This window comes from Thermosynechococcus sp. B3, assembly GCF_030323045.1.
GTDB lineage: Bacteria > Cyanobacteriota > Cyanobacteriia > Thermosynechococcales > Thermosynechococcaceae > Thermosynechococcus.
In genome coordinates, this window is the sequence record NZ_CP097584.1 from 2,076,693 (window position 1) to 2,093,988 (window position 17,296).

At 54.1% G+C, this 17,296-nt stretch carries 13 protein-coding genes, 1 other RNA gene and 1 pseudogene; 7 read left to right on the plus strand and 8 right to left on the minus strand.

Annotation, left to right across the window (positions count from 1 at the left end; translation table 11 throughout):
- Positions 1-44 precede the first annotated feature (44 nt).
- The 4 genes and pseudogenes from M0646_RS10290 to M0646_RS13245 all read right to left on the minus strand — a co-directional run.
- On the minus strand, positions 45-632 hold the full coding sequence (locus tag M0646_RS10290) for a pseudouridine synthase (protein WP_149820558.1): 588 nt from the start codon (positions 630-632) through the stop codon (positions 45-47).
- Between the two features lie 10 nt (positions 633-642).
- Positions 643-829: non-coding RNA, 6S RNA (gene ssrS / locus M0646_RS10295), on the minus strand.
- A 37-nt stretch (positions 830-866) separates the two neighbouring features.
- Positions 867-1,055 (minus strand): hypothetical protein, encoded by a 189-nt coding sequence (locus M0646_RS13240; protein WP_399374387.1) that lies wholly within the window; start codon positions 1,053-1,055, stop codon positions 867-869.
- Positions 1,056-1,168: 113 nt separating this feature from the next.
- Positions 1,169-5,357, minus strand: a pseudogene (locus M0646_RS13245) (ATP-binding protein); the annotation flags it as partial.
- 126 nt (positions 5,358-5,483) lie between these two features.
- On the opposite strand from M0646_RS13245, the gene miaA reads away from it, so the two are divergent.
- On the plus strand, positions 5,484-6,386 hold the full coding sequence (gene miaA / locus M0646_RS10305) for a tRNA (adenosine(37)-N6)-dimethylallyltransferase MiaA (protein ID WP_149820562.1): 903 nt from the start codon (positions 5,484-5,486) through the stop codon (positions 6,384-6,386).
- Here the strand turns inward: miaA and M0646_RS10310 are convergent.
- Complete coding sequence (locus tag M0646_RS10310; RefSeq protein ID WP_149820564.1) at positions 6,365-7,108, minus strand: type 1 glutamine amidotransferase; 744 nt, start codon at positions 7,106-7,108, stop codon at positions 6,365-6,367. The genes miaA and M0646_RS10310 overlap by 22 nt on opposite strands.
- A 6-nt stretch (positions 7,109-7,114) precedes the next feature.
- Positions 7,115-8,707 (minus strand): DUF6930 domain-containing protein, encoded by a 1,593-nt coding sequence (locus M0646_RS10315; RefSeq protein ID WP_149821800.1) that lies wholly within the window; start codon positions 8,705-8,707, stop codon positions 7,115-7,117.
- Between the two features lie 42 nt (positions 8,708-8,749).
- Here M0646_RS10315 and M0646_RS10320 point away from each other — a divergent pair, with 42 nt between their 5' ends.
- The 5 genes from M0646_RS10320 to M0646_RS10340 are packed head-to-tail and all read left to right on the plus strand — an operon-like array spanning position 8,750 to position 13,840.
- Positions 8,750-9,172 carry a resolvase gene (locus tag M0646_RS10320; RefSeq protein ID WP_286649614.1) on the plus strand — a complete coding sequence of 141 codons (423 nt, stop codon included), beginning with the start codon at positions 8,750-8,752 and terminating at the stop codon, positions 9,170-9,172.
- Between the two features lie 47 nt (positions 9,173-9,219).
- Positions 9,220-11,250, plus strand: a complete 2,031-nt coding sequence (locus M0646_RS10325) for a ribonuclease catalytic domain-containing protein (protein ID WP_149820568.1) — start codon at positions 9,220-9,222, stop codon at positions 11,248-11,250.
- Between the two features lie 4 nt (positions 11,251-11,254).
- Complete coding sequence (locus M0646_RS10330; protein WP_149820570.1) at positions 11,255-11,644, plus strand: YkgJ family cysteine cluster protein; 390 nt, start codon at positions 11,255-11,257, stop codon at positions 11,642-11,644.
- A 45-nt stretch (positions 11,645-11,689) separates the two neighbouring features.
- Positions 11,690-12,043 carry a hypothetical protein gene (locus tag M0646_RS10335; RefSeq protein WP_149820572.1) on the plus strand — a complete coding sequence of 118 codons (354 nt, stop codon included), beginning with the start codon at positions 11,690-11,692 and terminating at the stop codon, positions 12,041-12,043.
- Positions 12,044-12,070: 27 nt separating this feature from the next.
- Positions 12,071-13,840, plus strand: coding sequence for an ABC transporter ATP-binding protein (locus M0646_RS10340; protein ID WP_149820574.1), 1,770 nt, complete (start codon positions 12,071-12,073; stop codon positions 13,838-13,840).
- Between the two features lie 113 nt (positions 13,841-13,953).
- Here the strand turns inward: M0646_RS10340 and M0646_RS10345 are convergent, their stop codons facing one another.
- Entirely contained in the window at positions 13,954-14,097 is a 144-nt protein-coding gene (locus M0646_RS10345; protein WP_190278068.1) for a hypothetical protein, read from the minus strand.
- 139 nt (positions 14,098-14,236) lie between these two features.
- Here M0646_RS10345 and M0646_RS10350 point away from each other — a divergent pair, with 139 nt between their 5' ends.
- Positions 14,237-14,986: a pseudouridine synthase gene (locus tag M0646_RS10350; protein WP_286625614.1), complete on the plus strand. Its 750-nt coding sequence runs from the start codon at positions 14,237-14,239 to the stop codon at positions 14,984-14,986.
- Here the strand turns inward: M0646_RS10350 and M0646_RS10355 are convergent.
- On the minus strand, positions 14,956-17,292 hold the full coding sequence (locus M0646_RS10355; protein ID WP_286625615.1) for a heavy metal translocating P-type ATPase: 2,337 nt from the start codon (positions 17,290-17,292) through the stop codon (positions 14,956-14,958). The genes M0646_RS10350 and M0646_RS10355 overlap by 31 nt on opposite strands.
- Positions 17,293-17,296 lie beyond the last annotated feature (4 nt).

Genomic DNA, 17,296 nt, shown 5'->3' on the forward strand with positions numbered 1-17,296 from the left:
TACTCCCTGATTCTAATACAGAGTTCCAAGGTTATTAAGAAATACTAAGGTCGCCGACCGCAGGATTGCCAAAGGGCTTGCCGTTCTGAGGGCAGAATCTCTCGCCACTGTCCGGGGGCAAGGTCACCCAGTTGCAAATTGGCGATCGCCACCCGTACCAAGCGCAGGGTGGGAAATCCTACCGCAGCCGTCATGCGGCGGACTTGGCGATTGCGACCTTCCCGCAACGTCAGACTCAGCCAATGGGTGGGAATAGAACGACGATAACGAATGGGTGGCTCCCTAGGGGGTAAGGAGGGTTCCTGTTCCAGTACTTGGACAACCGCAGGTCGCGTGCGATAGCCTTGGACGACAACGCCTTCGGCCAACTCAGTCAGGGCTGCGGGGTTGGGTTCACCTTCCACCTGTACCCAGTAGGTGCGCGGATGACCATAGCGGGGATCCGTCAAGCAGTGTTGCAACCAGCCATCATTGGTGAGGAGAACCAGCCCCTCGCTGTCGTAGTCGAGGCGGCCAGCGGGATAAATATCAGGAATGGGAACGTAATCTTTGAGGGTTGATCGCCCCTCTTGATCTTGAAACTGACAAAGCACCCGATAGGGCTTGTACAGGAGAATGTAGCGATGGTTCATCGTTAGGAAAAGTCTAACTGCGACGCCGTTTTACCTCAGTTTATGACCTAGTAAAGACTAGGGGGGAATGCTAACCGCAGACTTAGAAGTTTCTGGCTCGAAGACCAGTTTACTGCCGCCCACAGTGTTGATTCCCAAATGTTTTGCAATTGTAGATCACAAAACAATATTGGCAGTCACCAACGTCGCAGCCAAACCAGAGCTACTATAGCACATCTACTCTGGGGGCTGGCTTTAGATATCGAGGTTTTCTAGGGCCAACTGGGGGCCATAGGTCTCGATAAATTCGCGACGAGGTGCCACGCGATCGCCCATCAGGATGGTGAAAATGCGATCGGCCTCAGCAGCATCTTCAATTTCCACCCGTTTGAGAATGCGCGTCTCTGGGTTCATCGTCGTTTCCCACAACTGCTCAGGCATCATTTCCCCGAGACCCTTAAAGCGCTGGATCGTGTAATTGGCATTTTCCGGGAAGGCGGCAATCTGCTGCTGCAGCTCGCGATCGCTATAGCAATAGAAGTGCTGTCGCCCCCGTTCAACCTTATACAGGGGTGGGCAGGCAATATAGACAAAGCCTTGGTTAATCAATTCCTGCTGATAGCGATAGAAAAAGGTCAGCAACAAGGTGCGAATGTGGGAACCATCCACATCAGCGTCTGTATTGTGGGCACACAACCCACCGACACCGCAAATAAAGTTTTCATCCCCCTCCACTGAGAAGTCATAGACATACTCACCCACGGGTGGAATTTCCGCAACTTGCGTCACCTCTAGTGCCATTAAGTCTTCACTAATAGGGGTAAAAGCCAGTGGCTTGTGGTGGGGCGAAGCCAGATAGGCCGTCAGGGATTCACTGTGGGGATGACGCTGCCAAATGGGCAACGCCGCTTCCAGTTGGGGCTTGCCGCTCAGGGTGAGGCAATGCACTTCGTGGCGGGTTTGTAGCTGTGAATTGGCAACGGCTTCTGGTTTTAGCGTTGTCCAGCTTGCTACCCAGCCCAACTGACCAAACAGGTAGAGGAGGCCATCTTTGAGGGTAGGAGAAGTGGTGGTCATAGAGATGTGGCTGCGGGCGATCGCCCCATCGCCGAGGAAATACCCCTCCAAAAAGGCCAACTGTAGCTCTAGGGGCACCCGCCACACCAAGGAGGGCAGGCACTTCTCGTGGGCTTTGCCCCCCACCCCCAAGGCTTTAAGCAAGCGGGCTGCCAAGACACTGTGGAAGTAGAGCTTTTGCCCTTGACTTTCAGGGTCAGCATCGCAGTGAGGAGACTCGCCAAAGAGGGTTTCAATGGTACGGCAGAGTTCAGGGATAAAGGGCTGGTCTTTTCGCCCCAAGCTGAGGCTAACTTGATGTTGACTCAGGCTTCCCTCGGCTACATACCAGCCTAAAAACCACAATAACTCCCGATTGACCTCTAAATATCGGCCAAAAGCTTTGTCATGGTGGGCATGGGGCACAAGTTGCACCTCCCCAGTGAGGCACTCTAGTTCCGCAAGGGTAAAGCTATCGAGGGGCTGATAATCGCTGATTTGGCGGTAGGGGGCATTTTTGCTGTCGTCACTTTGATGCTGCATCCTCTCAAGCCGCGACGGCAACGTTTGGTATTGGAGTGGGTAATGCCACTGAATGGCCTCGAGGTAATTGAGGAAGTGCTTCAGTGTGGGCGTGGTTTGACCCCGTTCCCATTGGGAAATAGTGATGGCCTGTTTGACCCCGACTTGGGCAGCAACGGCCTGTTGACTGAGCCCTTGGACTTGACGGGTCTGCCGTAGGGGTTCCCACAGCTGGGGATCATAGGCAACACGCGGTTGTTGCCCCTCCGAGGAGCACTCAACCCGTGCTAGCAGTTGTTGGCCACACAGGGCTTTGACACCTTCCCCCTTGAGATACAGCCCCTCCGTGAGACCCGCTTGGTAAAACAAGTGCAGCAGATCAATGCGCTCAACAATTGGGGGACGCGGTAAGCGGCGACTGGCAACAAGGCGATCGCCCACCCGAATCTCATTGCCCTTTTTCAACTTAATCTGGCCGTCTTCATAGACATAAACACTGTGGGAGGCCGTCACCTTAATGGAGCGATGGTAGCGGGTTTGAATCGCATACATTGGCTCCTCATGGGAATGGCGAATCACTGCCTTCAGGGGTTGAAAGCGAGTCTGACCCGTCTTGGGATCAAAGGACATCACCTGATAGTGCTCAGCAATCCGTTGCCCCTCAATGCACTGATCAATAAACTCGCCAATTTTGACCAATTCCACCTGCCCGTAGGCATTCCTGACAAGGGTGGGTTCATCCCCGGCCACACTCATAATAATGATGCGGTGATAGCGCAACTTGGCAGGGTCAAACTCCTCTCCCTTTACGCCTAAACCAAGGGCAGTAATTAAAGACTGTACCTCGTTATTCTTGTAAATTTTGGCATCATCGGTTTTTTCAATGTTGAGAATCTTGCCCCGCAGCGGCAAAATCGCTTGGAAGCGGCGATCGCGCCCTTGCTTGGCACTGTTGTGAACAAAAACGCCACTGGCCAGCGCAAAGTTATGGGTTCCCGGCACTTCTAAATCGTAAACATCAATCTTTTCACCCATAACCTCAATTGAGACAATGCGATGGTTATAGTTTTTGATTGCTTCTAAGGCACGATTTGAATCGCCATCAAAGTACCGATTACAGAAAGTTTTAAAGCGTAAGAGCGACTTATCACGTGTTTGGCAACGATATTCGCGATAAGACTCTAAATCAATATTAGCTTGTTCTAACTCAATTTTCTTTAGGGCTTTAATTGTCTTGTCAAAGTAGGTCTTTGATAGTGCTTCTTTCCGCTTCTGACGGCACTTCTCCTTAACTTCAGGACGATGTAAGGTTTTATCAATGTGCTGGCGATGAAGTTCAAGATGTGCATCAGCAGACAGACGAATCAGATCCGTGGGATTATTGTTTCGCTTGTTGAAGTCAACATGATGACAATGCTCACCACTTTCTAAGGTGTATTTTCCTTGCCAGCGGTTATACCAATCTGCAAGCATGTGGGTAAACAGCCAAGAATTTGATCGAGGATCCCAAACCCTTTCGTAGCCATCGATCGTAATTCCCAAATCAGCGCTGCTAGATGCTTTTCGATAAAGTGGCATTAGGGAATCATCGGGAGTTAACGCCTGTGCCTCTTTATACTCACCATTGCGGAGCATGAAACGGTGATCGGGGGTGCAGATAATCACCTCGCCGTTGTCAAGGGTGAGCTTAATGACTTCAGCATTTGTTTTGGTTTTGCGGACGTTGACCAGTCGCTCAATACCAATCGTGCCATCGTGGCGAATTGTGTAGCCAAAATGCTCCTTGCCTGCCGCTTGTTCTGCCATTAACTCCACAAAACTGAGGCAACGGCCATCGGCGAGAGCCACCTTTGTATCACCAGCAAAGCAGCCACCGGCAGAATCACCTTCGACAATGAAAATTTCCGAGACAGCGGGATCCCGTGAACTGCAATCCGCCAATTTCCCCGGCAGCGTCGAAGACTCCAGCACCGACTTGCGCCGTACCATTTCCCGTGCCCGCCGCGCCGCTTCAGCCGCATTAAAGGCTTGGATGGCTTTTTCCAAAATCGTGTCGGTGACGGTCGGATGAAAGTCAAGGTATTCCGTTAGGGCTTCGCCCACAATGGCATCCACAATGCCGCGTACTTCGGTATTGCCCAGCTTGGTTTTTGTTTGCCCTTCAAATTCGGGGTTGGGTACCTTGACGGAAATGATCGCTGTCAGGCCTTCGCGAATGTTTTCCCCCGCCAAATTGGCATCCCCCTCCTTGAGTTTATTGCGCTTGCGGCCAAGGGCATTGAGGGTCCGCGTTAGGACTGCCTTTAGCCCCTCCATGTGGGTACCGCCATCAATGGTGCGGATATTATTGGCAAAGCCTAGCAGGTTTTCACTGTAGGCATCGGCACACCACTGTAGGGCTGCTTCCACCTGCACATCGTTTTTTTCCCCCTGAATGTAGATGATCTCTGGGTGAAGGGGTTCCTTTTCCTGCACCATGTAGCGGACATATTCACGGATACCGCCTTCATAGCAGTAGGTTTCACTCAAGGGGGGCGTAACGCGCAAATCCTTGAAATCAATACGAATGCCGGCATTGAGATAGGCCAGTTCCCGCAGCCGTGTCATCAGCACCTTGGCGTCAAATTCAATCGTTTCTGTGAAAATCTGGCGATCAGGAAAGAAGGTCACTGAGGTACCCCGCCGTTCCTCACTATCGGGGGTCTTTTCGAGGGGAGTAATGGGAACCCCCCGTTCATAGCGCTGATGATGGACAAAACCATTACGCCAGACCGTCACTTCTAGCCATTCCGAGAGGGCGTTGACCACAGAGACACCCACACCGTGCAACCCCCCTGAGACTTTGTAGCCACCATCGCCAAACTTGCCCCCGGCGTGGAGCACCGTCATCACCGTCTCAACCCCAGAGACGCCGGTATCGGGGTGAATATCCGTTGGAATCCCGCGCCCATTGTCGGTGACCGTGACGGAGCCATCAGCATTGATCTGAACTAGAATGGTGGAACAGTATCCTGCTAAGGCTTCATCAACGGAGTTGTCCACGACTTCATAAACCAAGTGGTGGAGTCCCTTGGGGCCAGTGCTGCCGATGTACATCCCCGGTCGGGTTCGTACGGGTTCAAGGCCTTTGAGCACCCGCAACTGGGCAGAGGAATACTCGGCGGTCATGGCAACTCCCTAACTGCTATAGAATCGAGGCAAATGCGTCTTCACTTGCCTAAATGTCAAATCTGACCTAAATTTTAGCACATAAGGGTTATAGGCGATTCTAGGAAATTTTCAGGCTGTATTTGAGTGGGGGATGCAGGGCTAATTGTTATTGGGGGGGCAACGGCCACCGGCAAAACGGCACTGGCGATCGCCCTCGCGCAGCAATTGAACAGTGTGATTTTGAGTGCCGACTCCCGCCAAGTCTATCGCGGCTTTGATGTTGGCACCGCCAAGCCCACCCCAGCCCAACAACGCCAAGTGCGCCACCACCTCATTGATATTTGTGACCCCCGCGATACTCTGACCCTGGCCATTTATCAAGCCAAAGCCCAAGCCTTGATTGCCCACTACCATTCCCAAGGGATCACGCCCCTCTTGGTGGGGGGGACAGGATTGTACATCCGCAGTATTACCCAAGGGCTAACGATGCCCCAAGTCCCACCGCAACCACATCTACGGGCACAGTTGATGGCTCTAGGTCAGCAGGAATGCTATCAATGGCTTCAGCAGGTGGATCCTGTGGCGGCGCAACGCATCCATGCCCACGATCACGTGCGTACCCTGCGGGCTTTGGAAGTCTATTACGTAACGGGGGTACCCCTCAGCCAGCAGCAGCGGTGCGAACCGCCTCCCTATCCGATTTGGTACTTTGCCCTAGCGGGGGGCGATCGCCAGCAACAGCGCCGCCGCATTCAAGAGCGCACCCAGCAAATGCTGGCCATGGGATGGTTGGATGAAATTCGGCAACTGCAAGCGCAGTACGGTGATGAACTGCCCCTATTAGATACACTGGGCTATCGCGAGATGCGCCAATATCTGCGGGGAGAACTCACCCTTGAGGCGGCGATTGCGCTCACGGTACAGCACACCCAACAATTTGCCAAACGACAGCGGACATGGTTTCGGGCAGAACCCGGCATCCATTGGCTGCAAGCCACCACCCTAGAGGAGCAACTAGCAGAGATTCAAGCACAACTGGGAATATAGCCCAGCACCACCTCAACAAAGCGGCGGATCAACTGATTGGCGTAGGGGGTAGGACGGGCTGTTTGCTTGAGTTTTTCCAGTTCGGCAGTGCCCAATTGATAGCGATCGCAATAACGGCTAATGCGGGCAATCAGGTCGCGATCGTCCACCTCCGGATGAAACTGAAAGGCGTAGAAGGGTTTACCCTCCAAGCGAAAGGCATGGTAGGGACACAACTCACTGTAGGCCAGTAAGGTCGCTCCCGCTGGCAGGGTCAAGGCGCGCTCCTGGTGTCCAGAAATCGCCAAAAAAGGATTGGGAAAGCCGGCAAATAGTGGATCAGCAACTCCCAAAGGCGTGAGATACAAAGGGTAGGTGCCCATTTCCATCCCCTGCCGATCCACAATCACCTGCCCTCCCAAGGCCTGCACTGCCAATTGAAAGCCAAAACAGGAGGCCAACACGGGGATCTCCTGCTCAATACAGGCCAAAATTAAGTCCATTGCCGGCGGTACAAAGCGATAGATCTCTGGCTTGAGCACTGTGGCATCACTGGAGCCACCGATAAAAAGGGCATCAAAGCCTTGAATACAGTCGGGGGTAAAGTCAGCACACTCAAAGCCATTGAGCACTGTAAATTGCTCGGCGGCCAAACCGCTCAGGCGGATAAATTCTGCCAATTCCTCCTGCTGCGTAGTGCGATCGCCCCGTGCCTGAAGCAGTAGAATCCGTAGAGACTTCACCGTTCTCTAGCGTTTAGAAATCTCAATGGGCTGAGGGGTCGGTGGACGTTGGGTGTCCACGAAACTAAACACAAGGGACGTTTCAAAAAGTCCCACGATTTGCTTGAGGGTTGGCTGCATCCGTGTTTTGCCCGTCATGCCATAGGCCACAGCAAGGCCACAGGCGCCCTCAAGGTCATTGACCTCCTTGATCCAATCGAGGAGCAGCGGACCACTTTCGGGGTCAAAGGTATCCAAAAGCCAAAGATGGTTGGCATTGGTTTGGGCAAGGAGCATGACTATTTGCTCGGGACCTGAGAGGGGAAAGACCGTTAGATGGTGAATGCCGCCCTCCTCAGCAATTTTGGCGGCGAGCGCCGCCGCTGCGGCTTTTTTGGTTTGAATCGTCAACACGGGATAGCCCTCAAACGCCTCGGGAATCTCCCCCCGTTGATGGTAAGAGACGGCTGCTTGTAATTCCTGTAGCTTTTTCGGCGGAAACAACTTAAAGAGGATATAGGCTTCCCCCGGAATTGCTTCCGTATCAATGGGAATCTGGTGCTGTGATTTGCTCTCCTCAGGGTCACCATTGATTTCTGCCATCATCGCTGGCACTGTTGCCACGTGCACCTGATAACTAAGGGCAGAATGGCGGGGTGAAGGAATCTTGAACCTCAGGTCTAGTTCAGGGCACTCCTCCTTCTCAAACTGTTTCTTGGTCTTTTTCCAGAATTTGATCAGCGCCTCGATCGCCACATAGACCATTTCCGCTTCCTCAGGGGCATAAAAGGGTCGCATTCCCTCCAAAGGATGGATGACACCCGGTTCAATGGTGTAGAGATGCCCCTTGAGGACAAAAGAGAGATCATTGCCTAAATCCTCTTCGCCAACCTCGGAAAAATTCAAGAAGAGACAATCGTTGCGCAGAACCGTTTCCTCTAAGCGCTCATCATCGTCTTCGTCAATGTAGGGATACTCGTGATCAATCTGCTGCCAAAAGTTGCGTAGTGCCTCCTCCCCGCGGTAGAGCATTAGACCAAAGTCACGGTTGGCCCCTTGGGGGTTCACCAGTACCGCAAAGAGGGTGGGAGAGTCCCAAGCGTCGCAGTGGAGTTTAAGGGGGGTAAGACTGTCTAGGCGCCGCCAGATGTCCAGTTGAGCAAATTCCCTAATTTTCTGTGTGTAGAGGGAAACATATTCAGGGGGGAGCACCTCGATATCTACATCATCACTGGTGACTTCCGCCGCAATGAATTCAAAAAATTCATCCAGCAGGGGAATGTGGGCTTGATACTCCACCTGAATATCGAGGGGAGCCACCACACCGCGCAGAAAAAATTGCAACTCGCGGTCATCAACGATGATGGTGTGGGGACGGCAGGGCTGAGCTTGGGGATGGCGGGGATATTCGATCGCCTGCACCAACAGCCGCATGAGTTGCTCTGGGGTGGGTGGAAACTGACCCACCTCCATGCTGCGTACCCCCTGATCCTTGGGATCGAGCCAAGCCGCACAAAAGACTTCCTCGCTGCTGTCGAGTCTGCGGCCACCACCCACCCAAGTGGCGGCAACTTGCGGTACATTCAACAGACGACGGATGGTCGCAGCGGGTAGGCTCACAGGGCGATCGCTCTCAATTCGATAACCTTTCCACTCTAGCAAATGACGCAAATGGGTCGCACTAAGTATTTATTGGGGTTTGATCCAGGGCGGGACAAGTGTGGGTTAGCCCTTGCCCTCGGTCAAGAAGTGGTGCGCTATGAAGTGGTGGCCAGCGATCGCGCGATCGCCCGTGTCCAAGAGTGGCATCAAGCCTACCCATTTGAACAAGTGATTATGGGCAATCAAACCACCTCTCGCCAGTGGCAGCAGCAATTGCAAGCGGCTTTGGCTGTAGAAATTATTCCAGTGGATGAGCGCAATAGCACCCTAGACGCCCGCGATCGCTATTGGCAACTCTTTCCGCCCCACGGTTGGCAGCGGCTGATTCCCAAGGGGTTGCGCCTGCCCCCCCGACCCATTGATGATATTGTCGCCATTGTGCTGTTGGAACGCTACTGTGGTTATCCCCTACTGCTCAGTTAGAGGCAATAAACTTTATAATTGTCAGGTTATGGTACAGCACGGCAGCCGTGGAGAAAGGCACCCTCATTGAATTTCGGGTCAATAACCAGCGTCGCTTGGCGGTGATCGATCGCCCCGAAGGTAAAAAGCATTGGATTGCCATTGATCAGCATTTGCAAGCCCACACCATTCATCCGCGCCAACTGACCTTTACGGTGCCCGAGGAGCGGTTTCGTCCCCAAGAGATTCCCACATTTTGGCAGCAGGTGCAGCCGCTCTTGGATGCCGACAGTTTAGAAGTGGCTTGGGAAATTATCCGCGAGGAAAATCGCGCCATTACGCCAGCGGATCTAGCAGAGCTGCTTTTTTCGGAGCGATCGGCGGTGGCCTGCTATGCGGCCTACTATCTCCTTAGTGAGGATCGTTTCTACTTCAAGCTCAAGGGGGAAACCTACGAGGCTCGACCGGCTGCCCAAGTGGCAGAACTCAAACATCAAAGGGAGCGGGAAGCCCAACGCTTGGCGGAGGAAGTCAGCTTCCGTGAACATTTGACCCAAGCCCTGAAGGGGGAAACTGTGGCGTGGTCTGCCAGCGATCGCAAGCGCCTTGAGCAGTTAGAACGTTATGCTATAGCCATTGAACCCAGTGGCCAACACCAAGCAGCCATTGACCTCCTCAGTGAATTGCAGCGTCCCACCCAACCCTTGGGCGCTTTCCAACTGTTGGTGGATCTCGGCCTCTGGTCAGAGCACGAAAATCTGTTCCTGCGCCGGAGTCAAATTGACGTTGAATTCTCTGCCAAGGTACTTGCTGTGGCCCATGAACGCCTCACCTCACCCCCCACAGATATTGACGCTCCCCTGCGCCGCGATCTCACCCATCTCAAGGTCTATACCATTGACGACGAAAGTACCCAAGAAATTGACGATGGCCTCAGCCTCGAAGTCGTGGGCGATCGCCAAAAGCTGTGGATTCACATTGCTGATCCCACCCGCTGGGTGATGGTGGATGATGTCTTGGATCAGGAGGCTCGCCGCCGCGCCACAACGGTCTATCTACCGACGGGGATGATTCCCATGTTTCCCACAGAGTTGGCCACAGGACCGATGAGTTTGGTGGCGGGACAAACCTGTTGTGCGCTGAGTTTTGGCATTCTTTTAGCCGACAACGGCGAAGTGCTGGAGTACGAAATTTGCCCCAGTTGGATTCGCCCCACCTATCGCCTGAGCTATGACGATGTGGACATGATTTTGGAGCAGGGGGTGACCGGGGAAGCGGATCTGCTGGCGATCGCCCAATGGGGACAGCGGCGTAGTGAGTGGCGGCAACAACGGGGAGCGATTCGCATTCATATCCCTGAACCCAACATTAAAGTGGCTGGTGAAGAGGTGGAAATCTCGCCCCTCCATGACTCCCCCGCCCGCCAACTGGTGGCAGAAATGATGATTCTTGCCGGTGAAGTAGCCGCCCATTTTGGCGCCCGTGAGGGCATCCCTCTGCCCTTTCGCAGTCAATCACCGCCAGAACTGCCCTCAGAGGAGGAATTGTTGCAACTGCCCGCTGGAATGGTGCGGGACTGTGCCATTCGTCGCTGTATGCCCCGCAGTGAAATGAGCACCCAACCCAATCCCCATGCCAGCCTTGGCCTTGATGCCTACTGCCAAGTGACTTCCCCCATTCGCCGCTACACGGATTTGCTGGCGCACCGTCAGATTAAAGCCCACCTCCGCGGGGAAACCCCACCCCTCACACCCGAGCAACTGAATGAAATTTTATTGGGGCTGGTGTCGTCAGTTCAGGAGTCCTCCCTTGTGGAGCGGCAGACCAACCGCTATTGGTGCTTGGAATACCTGCGGCGGCATCGCGAAGAGGTGTGGCGGGGCATTTTACTGCGTTGGTTGCGTCCTGAGGAGGGGCTGGGGCTGGTTCTGCTGGAGGATTTGGGGGTAGAACTGGCAATGCGCTTTCAACGGCAGGCCAATTTGGGAGAGTGTGTGTTGGTGCGGGTGAGTCGTGTTGATCCCCGCAGTGATCAAATTTGGCTGGAGGAAGTGCCTGCTGAGGCACCGATGCCCACAGAAACCGTTGCATTATCCTGAAAGCATGAAAAAGTGGCAGTGTATGCAGGGGTGTGGTGCCTGCTGTTACCTTGAGTTGAGCGATCGCTCAGAGGTGCCCACCATTCTCAATGCAGAGGAATTTGCCCTCTACCAATCCCTCATTGGTGCCGATGGCTGGTGTATTCACTTTGACCCCCTCAGTCACCGCTGTCGTATCTACGAGAATCGCCCCCGCTTTTGCCGCGTCACCCCAGAGGTGTTTGAGGACTTGTACGGCGTCACGTCCGAGGAACTCGATGAATTTGCCATTCAGTGCTGCTGTGAACACATTCGCGATCGCTACGGTGAGCGGAGTTTTGAACTGCTGCGCTATGAATATCTGGTGGAGCAGAGCGTAGATCCCCCCCAAGAGGATTCCCCACCTTTTGATTGATAAGATGCCCCCTATAATGACAACAGGCGTGTTCAGACAGAGCCGATGAGTGAGCAGCGAATGCGGGTGAACTTGGTCGAAGGCTCGGTGAGTTTTTGCTTTTCTGCAGCAGCCGCAGAGGCCCTGCGGCAAGAGATTCAGACTTTAATGGAACGGATGCGGGCGATCGCCACCGCCAAAACCGCAGGGACTCCTCTGCCTCCCCAAGCGGCCATGGAATATCAGCACGTGGGCGAGGTCTTCCTCGAAGTGTTTTGTAATCCCAATATCTGGCCCAATCCCTATGCCGCCAAGGTTCTATTGACCGTGCGAGATGATCGCATGCGCCTGACGACAGAGGCAGAGCTAAATCGCTTGGTGGAAGATCTCAACCAGTTTCTCGAAAGCGCTCCCCCCTAGGGGGACAACATCTGTTAGGTTGAGGATATGGTTACTCTTCCTAAAGCTGGCCGCTCTGGCCGTTTTCGTCGCCTCTTGGCCTATCTGCGTCCTCACCAAACAAAAATTTGGGGGGGGATTGTTGCGCTTTTTATCGTCAACCTTTTGGGCACCTATTTGCCCCTGCTCATTGGTACTGCGGTTGATGAATTGCAGGCCAAGTTTGACTTTCAGCGGGTGGTGTTCTATGCCCTGCTGCTGATTGGTTTAGCCTCGTTGATGTGGCTCATTCGCATGGCCTCGCGCCTCTGGATCTTTGGTGCTGGGCGATTGGTGGAATTTGACCTCAAGCAACGGCTCTTTGAACATCTGCTGCGTTTAGAACCCAGTTACTTTGCGGAGAATACCCCCGGAGATCTCATTAGCCGTGCCACCAGTGATGTGGATAATATTCGCCGTCTGGTGGGTTTTGCCCTTTTGAGTGCGGCGAACACCGTGTTTGCCTACGGTATGACGCTGCCCGTGATGTTAGCCATTCATCCGGGCTTGAGTTTGGGGGCGATCGCTGTCTATCCAGCGGTTCTTTTTATTGTCCAAACCTTTAGCGATCGCCTGCGGGCAGAACAACTGGACGTGCAACAAAGCCTCGCGGAACTCAGCGATCTCATCCAAGAGGACATGAGTGGCATTGCCCTAATTAAAATCTATGGCCAAGAGGCCAACGAGCAACGCCAGTTTGACCAGCTAAATCAAGACTTACTCCGCAATAACTTGGTTTTGGCCAAAACCCGCAACATTCTCTTTCCCCTCTTGGGGGGGATGGTCAGCTTTAGTTTGCTGATTTTGCTGTGGTTTGGTAGCCGCATGATTGCTGCCAATACGATTCAAGTGGGGGATTTTATTGCCCTGCTGCTGTACATTGAGCGGCTGATTTTCCCGACGGCATTATTGGGATTTACGATTACCACCTACCAACGGGGTGAAGTGAGCATTGACCGAATTGAGGCCATTTTAAGTGTGGAACCCCGCATTACAGATGCGCCAAATGCCGTTGCCTTACCCCGCGATCGCGTTCAGGGGCACCTGCGTTGTCAAAATCTAACTTTTACATACCCCAATCGCCGCACCCCTGCCCTCAATCACCTCAGCTTTGAAATTCAAGCGGGGGAAATGGTGGCGATCGTCGGCCCCATTGGCTGCGGCAAATCCACCTTGGCCAGTGCCCTGCCCCGTTTATTGGAGATTGCCCCCAATCAGATTTTTCTGGATGGCATTGACATTACGCGCTTGCACCTTGGCGACTTACGGGCAGCGATCGCCTACGTGCCCCAAGAAAGCTTTCTCTTTAGCACCACAATCAAAAACAACATTCGCTACGGCGAACCCGATGCCACGGAGTTAAAGGTGATTGCCGCCGCCAGCCAAGCCCAAATTCACAATGAGATCCTCAACTTTCCCCAGCAGTACGACACCCTTGTGGGCGAGCGGGGCATTACCCTCTCTGGGGGACAGCGCCAACGAACCGCCTTAGCCCGTGCCCTACTGGTGGATGCACCAATTTTAGTCCTCGATGATGCCCTCGCCAGCGTTGATAACCAAACGGCTAGCCAAATTTTGCAAGCGCTGCGGCAGCAACAGCACACACGCACGGTGCTCTTTATTTCCCATCAATTGTCGGCAGCGGCAACCTGCGATCGCATTCTGGTCATGGATCAAGGGCGGATTGTTCAACAGGGTACCCATGATGAACTGGTGGCAGCAGGGGGGTTATATCAATCCCTTTGGCAGCGGTATCAGCTGGAAAGCTCCCTTGGATAACTGGATCGCCTGCTGGAGAATGCCAATTTCCCATTAGAAAGGGGCAACCCTGACGGCTACCCCTAGCTTCAGTATCATTAAGAATAGACAATATCGCTAAAAGCTAAAAGGAACTACTGCCCTGGCGTTTGCGGACTGGGGGATTCGGTTGGCGTTTGGTTATCGGTTGTACCACCGCCACCGCCACAGGCAACCAGCGTTGTAGAAAAACCAACTAAAACTAACCCTAAGATGGCAAGTTTGTAAAGAGATTTCATAGAACTCCTCACGGTAGATGATAGGTAAGGATTGAACAGTTCTTTTCTACCAATTCTGCTAGGGGATTGGCAACTCTGCAGCAATAATGGGTCTATAGAGAGTCCCCTCAAGAACGCAACGTCACCCTAGACAGCAACGATGACCACGGAGCGGTTACACAAAGTCCTTGCCCACTGGGGAGTGGCCTCCCGCCGCCATGCCGAAATGCTGATCCGCAGTGGTCAGGTCTTTGTCAATGGTCAGCGGGCAAAATTGGGGGACAAAGTGGATGCGGCGCGCGATCGCATTGAATACCGAGGGCAGCGCCTGAACCCCCCCCACCCGCCCCGACGGGTCTATTTGCTCCTCCATAAGCCCAAGGGGGTTCTCTGTACCTGTCACGATCCCCAAGGGCGCCCCACCGTTCTTGATCTCTTGCCGCCTAGGTATCAGTGTGTGGCCGGTCTGCATCCTGTGGGGCGTTTAGATGCCGATTCCAGTGGGGCGCTGCTGCTTACCAATGATGGGGCTTTCACCTACTATCTCAGCCATCCCCGCCATCACATCCCCAAAACCTACCGCGTTTGGGTGCAGGGACAGCCGCCAGAAAGGGTGTTACAAAGATGGCGACAGGGTATTCCCTTGGACGGGGTGATGACGCTACCCGCAGCGGTTCAGCTCCTGCGCACCGAGGGCGATCGCTCCCTCTTGGAAATCATCCTGCACGAAGGCCGCAACCGCCAGATTCGCCGTGTGGCCGAGCAGCTGGGCTATCCTGTTGTTGCCTTGCAACGGATCGCGATCGGCCCGGTTCACCTCGGCAATCTTCGCCCCAGAGCCGTTCGTCCCCTCAGCCACCGTGAATTGGCCGCCCTTGCTTATCCAGCCAACCGTGAAGGCCCAGCCTGAGAGCCAGTCATTTTGGGTGGAATATGCTGCACCGGATGATCGGGATGGGTGGCTTCCCATTCCGCAAGAAATTCCTGTGTGTCTTTGACGGGCGGTAAGGGCAAGGAGCCACCGGGACCTGCCAAGGGACGCAAACCATTCAACTCCGCTAAAATGGCAGTGCCGTTGTTAATAACCACCGCCAAAATCGGGTCAAGGGCAAAGAAGACCCCCGACAGCAGCGCACCAATATTAGGAATGGCCACGATCGCTGTATTTTGCCAGACAATTTCCATCGCCTGCTTGGCAATCCGAATAGCAAGGGTCAATCCCCGCAAGTCATCCTCCATGAGCACCACATCGGCGGTTTCACGGGCGATATCGGTTGCGCCGGCAAAGGAAATAGAGACATCGGCATAGGCAAGAGCGGCAGAGTCATTGATACCATCGCCACAGAAAGCCACGACTTTACCGCTGTCATGGAGGGCACGCACCACCTCCACTTTCTTTTCCGGGAAGGCTTCGGCGTAGATATTGTTGGGGGCAATGCCTAAGTCTTTGGCCACTGCACGGGCAACGCGGCCAATGTCACCCGTCAGCATATGGGGAGTAATGCCTGCCCCCTTGAGTTCACGGATGACTTCAGGACTTTCATTGCGGATTGGGTCACTGTAGAGAATCACCCCAATCAAGCGACCATCCCCGGCCACATAGACAATTGACGCCCGCCCAGAATCGAGATCGGGGAAACGTTCATTGAGATCAATTAGGCAAATGTTTTCCTGCTCCATCATGCGGCGGCTGCCCACCCGCAGATCCACACCCCGCACTTTTGTGGCCACACCGAGGCCAACGCGGTATTCCCAGTCTTCACAGTCAAAGAGGGGCTGATGGGTTTCGCGGGCATGGCGGACAATGGCTTCAGCCACAGGGTGGGTGAGTCCCTGCTCAGCACTGGCGGCCATACTGAGGATGTCATCGGCGCTGAAGCGCGGATCCATGACTTTAATCTCGGTAACCCCTGCATGGCCTTGGGTCAGGGTGCCAGTTTTATCAAAGACAATGGTGTCAATCTGAGCCAGTTTTTCGATCGCCCGACCACTGCGGATGAGGACGCCATGTTGAGCGGCATAGGTGAGCGCCGACAAAATCGTGGTAGGCACCGAGACCCGAATCCCTGTACCGAGGTCAAGGGTCAGCAGGGCGATCGCCCGATTGAGATCCCCTGAGAGTAAGCCAACACCTGTGCCAATGGCCAAGGTTGGAATGACGGCTTGGTTGGCCACCATGGCAGCATAGTTTTCAATGCGCGTGTCATGCACCGGTGCCGACTGCATTAAGTTCACAATCACACCTGCACGGGTATTGTTGCCTACTCGCTCCGCTAAGATCACCAGTTGCCCCTCGACCAGCAGCGTTGACGCAAAAACCTCCATTCCCTCGCTGCGCGTTACCGGCACCGACTCGCCCGTGAGTTTGCACTGATCAATCAGGCCTGTGCCCCGCAAAATAATGCCGTCAACGGGAATTTGATCCCCCGGATAGACGACCACGCGATCGCCCTCGACAAGGTCTTTCACTTCAACTTCAACCTCAACCCCGTCCCGTTCCACAAAGGCGGTTTTGCCGAGGCAATCCAGCAAATCAAGGTTCGCCCGCTCCGATCCCCGTGCCGTGAGGTCGCGGATCACTTCCCCCCCCTCAATCAGACCCAGCATAAAGGAGGGGGCAAAATAGTGCCCCTGCATGGTGTGGAGGGAAATTGCCAAGCCATCGAGGAAGTCAATCGTTAACTGTTTCTCCTCTTGAATCGCTTCCCATGCTCGCTGAAACACCGGCATTGCCCCGGCAATCACCACACTGGCAATCACATAGCCGGGAATCGGTACCCCCATCAGGGAGGCCACACTCAACCCCAAACCCAGAGCCGGTAAGCCCAAGCGTTCCCAATAGTTAATTTCGTGAGCTTCCGCCGCAGGGGTGGCCTTCTCAGTACTTAGGGCGGGAAGATCTGGATTGGCCGCCACTTGAATCGACTCAAAAATTTGCCCTTGAATCGTTGCTAGGGCTTCCCCAAAGAGCTTGGGATTATATTCCACCACAAGGGAGCGGGCAGGGGGGTTAATGCGTGCCGTTGTCACCGCGGGTAAACTGCCCACAATGTAGAGCAGCCGTGCCCCATATTCAGCATCAAAGCCCAGCCGAGGAATGCGAATCCGAAAGCGACCCCTAATCCAATGCACAACTTGATAGTGAACGGTCTCTGTGGTGATAGGGCGGGTGAGTACTTCAGACTGCGGGGAACGACTTCGGGCAATAGTGGTCATGATG